Source organism: Rhizobium ecuadorense, from assembly GCF_001187535.1.
Taxonomy (GTDB): Bacteria; Pseudomonadota; Alphaproteobacteria; order Rhizobiales; family Rhizobiaceae; genus Rhizobium; species Rhizobium ecuadorense.
Genome location: NZ_LFIO01001785.1, coordinates 1 through 242 on the forward strand (window position 1 = coordinate 1; position 242 = coordinate 242).

The 242-nt window shown below is 53.7% G+C and carries 1 protein-coding gene; it reads left to right on the forward strand.

The window, feature by feature from the left end:
• A partial coding sequence (locus AF337_RS36040; RefSeq protein WP_152971344.1) for an AMP-binding protein occupies positions 1 to 242 on the forward strand: 242 nt, incomplete at both ends.

Consider the following 242-nt stretch of genomic DNA (forward strand, 5'->3'; position numbering starts at 1 on the left):
GGCGACCCCAAATGCGTGCGACTAACTGCCAACAATATCGATGCCTGCACGCGTTCGATCGTCGAATATCTCGGCATGACCGGGGAACGCATTACGGTCAGCCTTCTGCCGTTTCACTACTCCTACGGGCTTTCCGTTCTCCACAATACGATATTCGCGCGCGCCTGCATGGTGTTGACTGATAAGTCCATCCTCGACAGGAGCATTTGGCAAATGATCGAAGAGGAGAGGGTTACCGATCT